The 5,463-nt window shown below is 62.9% G+C and carries 6 protein-coding genes; 5 read left to right on the forward strand and 1 reads right to left on the reverse strand.

Going from position 1 to position 5,463, the window contains the following annotated elements; translation table 11 throughout:
* From AC1DX0_RS30365 to AC1DX0_RS30380, 4 genes are all read left to right on the forward strand, one after another.
* Nucleotides 1-1,786: ABC transporter ATP-binding protein (locus AC1DX0_RS30365; RefSeq protein ID WP_477358121.1), on the forward strand; the 1,786-nt coding region annotated here is incomplete at its 5' end.
* Between the two features lie 10 nt (nucleotides 1,787-1,796).
* On the forward strand, nucleotides 1,797-3,680 hold the full coding sequence (locus AC1DX0_RS30370) for an ABC transporter ATP-binding protein (RefSeq protein WP_477358124.1): 1,884 nt from the start codon (nucleotides 1,797-1,799) through the stop codon (nucleotides 3,678-3,680).
* Between the two features lie 4 nt (nucleotides 3,681-3,684).
* Nucleotides 3,685-4,152, forward strand: coding sequence for a GNAT family N-acetyltransferase (locus tag AC1DX0_RS30375; RefSeq protein WP_477224117.1), 468 nt, complete (start codon nucleotides 3,685-3,687; stop codon nucleotides 4,150-4,152).
* 1 nt (nucleotide 4,153) lies between these two features.
* Nucleotides 4,154-4,465 carry a DUF6665 family protein gene (locus AC1DX0_RS30380; protein ID WP_477358126.1) on the forward strand — a complete coding sequence of 104 codons (312 nt, stop codon included), beginning with the start codon at nucleotides 4,154-4,156 and terminating at the stop codon, nucleotides 4,463-4,465.
* A 25-nt stretch (nucleotides 4,466-4,490) separates the two neighbouring features.
* Here the strand turns inward: AC1DX0_RS30380 and AC1DX0_RS30385 are convergent, their stop codons facing one another.
* Entirely contained in the window at nucleotides 4,491-4,835 is a 345-nt protein-coding gene (locus tag AC1DX0_RS30385) for a cupin domain-containing protein (RefSeq protein ID WP_477224115.1), read from the reverse strand.
* Between the two features lie 374 nt (nucleotides 4,836-5,209).
* On the opposite strand from AC1DX0_RS30385, the gene AC1DX0_RS30390 reads away from it, so the two are divergent.
* On the forward strand, nucleotides 5,210-5,463 hold a 254-nt coding region (locus AC1DX0_RS30390), incomplete at its 3' end, for a ubiquinol-cytochrome c reductase iron-sulfur subunit N-terminal domain-containing protein (protein WP_477358129.1).

Here is a 5,463-nt window from a genome sequence, read left to right on the forward strand (position 1 = left end):
GCGCGGCGCTTTGCCCTACATCATTCCGGACGCGGTCCTAATGACGTCGATCGCCATTGCCGAAGTGTGGATGTTCGGCTTCATGGGCCGCATCGTCGACTGGCTGTCGGCGCAGAACCGCGAGACCTTCCTKCAGACCGAGAGCTGGAAGCTCGCCGGCATGGCCTTCATCGTGCTGTTCGCGATGCCGAGCACAGTATGGCTGCATTCGCTGCTCAACCAGCAGACGCTGATGGGCAATTATCCCATGCGCATCCGCTGGCAGGTGCATCGCTATCTTTTGAAGCAGTCGATGGCCTTCTATCAGGACGAGTTCGCCGGCCGCATCGCCACCAAGCTTATGCAGACAGCGCTCGCCGTGCGCGACTGCGTCATCAAGCTGATCGAGGTTCTCAACTACGTCATTGTCTACTTCCTCGGCATGCTTTTCATCGTCGGCTCGGCCGACTTGCGGCTGGCGGCACCACTCGTGGTCTGGCTGGTCGGCTATATCGCGCTGTTGCGTTACTTCATTCCCCGGCTCGGCAAGGTCGGCGAGGAGCAGGCCAATGCGCGCTCGATCATGACCGGCCGCGTCGTCGACAGCTACTCCAACATCCAGACAGTCAAGCTGTTCAGCCATGCGCGCCGCGAAGCCACTTTCGCCAAGGAGGGGATGGCAGGCTTCCTTGACACGGTCTATCGTTCGATGCGGCTGGTGACGGTGCTCTACGGCCTGCTTTACATCCTCAATGCGCTGCTGCTGTTCTCGGTGACTGCGCTGTCGCTGTGGCTGTGGCTCGGCCAAGTGGTGACGATTGGCGCCGTCGCCGTGGTCATCAGCCTGGTGCTCAGAATGTGGGGCATGTCGCAATGGATCATGTGGGAAATGTCGGGCCTGTTCGAGAATATCGGCACGGTGCAGGACGGCATTGCCTCAATTTCGCTGCCGCGCCTGGTCGAGGACAGGCCGGATGCGAAGGAGATCAGCGTTGCCAGGGGTGGGATCCGCTTTGAGGACATCCGCTTCCACTACGGCAAGCAGAAGGGCGTCATCGAAAACCTGTCGCTGGCGGTGAAGCCGGGCGAGAAGGTCGGCATTGTCGGCCGCTCGGGAGCCGGCAAGTCGACGCTGGTCAATTTGCTGCTGCGCTTCTACGATCTGGAAAGCGGCCGGATCCTCATCGACGGCCAGGAGATCGCCGGTGTGAAGCAGGATTCGCTGCGCGCCCAGATCGGCATGGTCACGCAGGACACCTCGCTGCTGCATCGCTCGGTGCGCGAGAACATCCTTTATGGCCGCCCCGATGCGACCGAAGAGATGCTTGTCGAGGCAGCACGGCGGGCCGAGGCGCTGGACTTCGTCGGCGGGCTTTCCGACCACAAGGGCCGCAAGGGTTTCGATGCCTATGTCGGTGACCGCGGCGTCAAATTGTCCGGCGGCCAGCGGCAACGCATCGCCATTGCTCGCGTTATGTTGAAGGATGCGCCGATACTTATCCTTGACGAGGCGACGTCGGCGCTGGATTCCGAGACGGAAGCGGCCATTCAGGAGAACCTCTACAAGCTCATGCAGGGCAAGACCGTCATCGCCATCGCCCACCGGCTGTCGACCATCGCGGCGATGGACAGGCTTGTGGTGATGGACCAGGGGCGGGTCATCGAGGAAGGTTCGCACGAGGACCTGGTCGCCAAGGGCGGGCTCTACGCGCAGCTCTGGCAGCGCCAGTCGGGCGGCTTCCTGCTCGAGGACATCCCGGCCGACGTCGCCAACGACGTGATCGCAAAGGGGCAAGCCGCAGAATGATGGCCGCCGCATGATGACAGCCATCTATCGCTGGTTCGAGAACTGGGTCTATCCGTTCAGGGAGCCGGCGAATCTTCGGCCACCGTCGAGCGTCGGCGGCTTCATCTGGCACTATGTCGGCCAGGCGAAGTTCGCCTTCTTCGCCATGCTGGTCATCGGCGGCATCGCGCCGCTGGTCGAGGCCGGCCTGTTCTATTTCGTCGGGCGGCTGGTCGACATCCTCGACCAGCTTCCCGGCCAGCGCAGCTGGCATGCGCTGTGGACCGCCGCCGGCCCGGAGCTTGTCTTCATGATCGCGGTCGTGCTGGTCATCCGTACCATCGTCGTCGGCCTGTCGGCGCTGGTCGACGAGCAGACGATCACGCCCGGCTTCTACAATCTGGTGCGCTGGCAGGCGCACCGGCACGTGTCGCGCCAGTCCTACGCCTTCTTCCAGAATGATTTCGCCGGCCGCATCGCGACAAAAGTCTGGCAGGCGGGGCAGGCCACCGGCGATTTGATGGAAAGCTTCATCGAGGTCGTCTGGTTCATGCTCGTCTATACGGTGACGACGCTGGCGCTGGTCGCCGGACTGGATCTGCGGCTAGCGGCGCTGGTGGTGGTCTGGATCGTGGCCTTCGGCTTGCTGGCAAGACTCTATCTGCCTGATATCCGCAAGAATGCCGAGGCCACGGCCGAAGCAGGCTCGATGATCAATGGCCGCATCGTCGATTCCTATTCCAATGTGCAGACGCTGAAACTGTTCTCGGCCGACGGCGACGACCGCTACATCAGGAACGGCTTCGACATCTATCTCGACGCGCTGCGCCCCTTCACCCGCCGGCTCACCGGCGTGCGCATGGCGCTGACGACGCTGTCGGGCATCATGATCACGGCGATCGGCTGCTTTGCCGTCTATCTCTGGGTCGAGGGCTCGATCACCGTCGGCGCCGTCGCCTTCACGCTGTCGCTGGTACTGCGGCTCAACATGCTGCTTGGCCGGCTGATGATGCAGCTCAACGGCATTCTTCGGAACCTCGGTGTGCTGGAGAACTCCAAGGCGCTGATCTCGCAGCCGCTTGGCCTTGTCGATGCGCCCGATGCCAGGGAACTCGTCGTGACCGGTGGACGCATCGACGTGAAAAATGTCGAGTTCCACTACGGCAAGGGCTTCGGCGTGCTGAACGGCATCGACCTTGTCGTCAAGCCAGGCGAAAAAGTCGGGCTGGTCGGGCCATCGGGTGCTGGCAAGACGACGCTCGCCAATCTGATCCTGCGGCTTTACGATCTTGAGAGCGGCAAGATCCTGATCGACGGACAGGACGTCGCCGATGTCACGCAGAATTCGCTGCGCGGCAATATCGGCGTCGTCAGCCAGGACACCGCCCTGTTCCACCGTTCGCTACGCGACAACATCAAGCTCGGCATGCCCGACGCAACCGACGCCGAGGTGATCGCCGCGGCGAGGAAGGCCGAGGCGCACGAGTTCATCCTGGGCCTGCGCGACAACCGSGATCGYGCCGGCTACGAGGCCTTTGTCGGCGARCGCGGCGTRAAACTKTCRGGCGGCCAGCGYCAGCGCGTGGCGATYGCSCGYGTCTTCCTCAAGGAYGCGCCGATCCTGRTSCTSGACGARGCGACCTCGGCGCTCGATTCCGACATCGAGGCRGCGATCCAGGAGAATCTCACCAGGCTGATGGAGAACAAGACGGTCATCGCCATCGCTCACCGGCTGTCGACGATCGCCGCCCTCGATCGTCTTATCGTGCTGGACGGCGGCCGCATCGTCGAGCAAGGCACGCATGACGAACTGGTGGCCCTCGACGGGCTTTATGCGCGGCTGTGGAAGCGGCAGTCCGGCGGCTTCCTCTATCACGAGGAAAGCGTGCTCGAAGAGACGCGGCCGGCGGAGTAGGCGCATGGGTGGATCGGCGGAGACTGGCTATGTGCTCAAGCGTCTGCGGCCAACCATGCCGGCCTTCGACACGCTGAAGGAAGAAAGCCGACTGGAAGGCTACTGGATGCTGGTGCGCCTGGGGGATGGCTGGGCAAGCGGCCGCAACAAGTTCCTGAAACGGGGCGAGGCCTTGTTCGGGGCATGGCATGGCGCCGAACTTGCGGGCGTGTGCGGGCTGAACATCGATCCCTATGTCGAGGGCAGGAGCCAGGGCCGGGTGCGCCACCTGCTCGTCGGCGCGCCTCACCGCCGCGCCGGCCTTGGCCGCATGCTGGTCGAGACAGTCATCGATAGGGCTCGCCTGTATTTCACCGTGTTGAACACCCGCGCGCCGCCGGAAGCCTTCGGCTTCTATGAAAGGCTTGGCTTTCAACTCGTGGCAGGCGAAGAATTCGTCACCCACCGCATGGTGTTCGGGAAGGGGAATTGAAATGTCCTTGCGTYCGCCATCTCATCTTGCCGGCTCTTCGGCCGCTGAAGCCGCCTTCGATGCGCTTGGCCATGAGATCCTGGCCGAGAAGGCGGCGGCACTCGGCCGGGCCGGACAGCGGGTCGAGGAAACGTTGGCCAGGTTGCGTGACAATGGCGATGAGCAGTTGCGACCCCGTCTGCTCAAGGACGCCGCCGAGGCGGTGCAAGGCTATTTCATCCAGCGCGAGCTGTGTGGCTTGCGAAAGCACGATGGCGTTATCCGCGAATACGRYATCCCGAGGGCGGTGCTGGTCAGGCTTGGCGCCAAATAGAGGGCCTACGGTTCGGGACCATGGCCTACTCCAGCCATTCGGTGATGAACTTGCCGTTCTCGTGAATGTCGGTCGTTTCCAGCGGCCCCGGACCGAGATTGGTGAATTTGTGCGGTGTGTGGGGCGGCACGATAACGATCTGGCCGGCGGAAGCCTCGATTTCCTGGTCGCCGACGGTGAACAGGCCGGTGCCCTGGCGGATGATGAAGATCTCTGCATAGGGGTGGGCGTGCAGTCGCGGGCCACCGCCGACATCAGGCAGATAGTTGAAGATCAGGCAGGAGTTGGAGCCGTAGCCACCGCATTGCAACTCGCCCTTCCAGTGGTCGGAGCGAACTGCCCATTCCTCACGGTCTATGACGTGTGCCATGCTTGGGAGGATAGATCACACCGGCGCCCTGTGTCGAGGCAATCGGAACCTCGGATTTTGCTGATATTTCCCGGTTGTTTAGCCGCCTTTTGCGGCCATTCGCCGTCCCGCCGGGCAATAGGGGATTTTGTCCCCGCGACAATCTGCCCTTGTGCCTTGACCCGTCTGGACAAAAACGGGCTTCACGCATAAACCGAAGTCCAAATGCCGGAGGAATTCGCTAGCCTGTTCGCCATGCGCTGTCGGGTTGGCGTAATTGAGCGGGGAACAAGGCTCAGCCACCGGCGCGGAAGAGGCGAAAGGATCAGGCACCCGTGAGCGCAACCGACATCCAGGATCCCAACCGTCGAGACTTTCTCTACGTCGCCACCGGCATGGCCGCCGTGGTCGGCGCCGGTGCCTTCGCATGGCCGTTCATCGACCAGATGCGCCCCGATGCCTCGACGCTGGCGCTCGCCTCGGTCGAAGTCGATGTCGCCTCGCTGACGCCTGGCATGTCTCTGATCGTCAAGTGGCGCGGCAAGCCGGTTGTGGTGCGCAACCGTACCGAACAGGAAATGAAGGACGGCGAGGCCGTCAACCTCGCCGATCTCAAGGATCCGATTGCCCGCAACGCCAATCTGCCGTC

The organism is Mesorhizobium sp. P3_A9 (assembly GCF_056402975.1).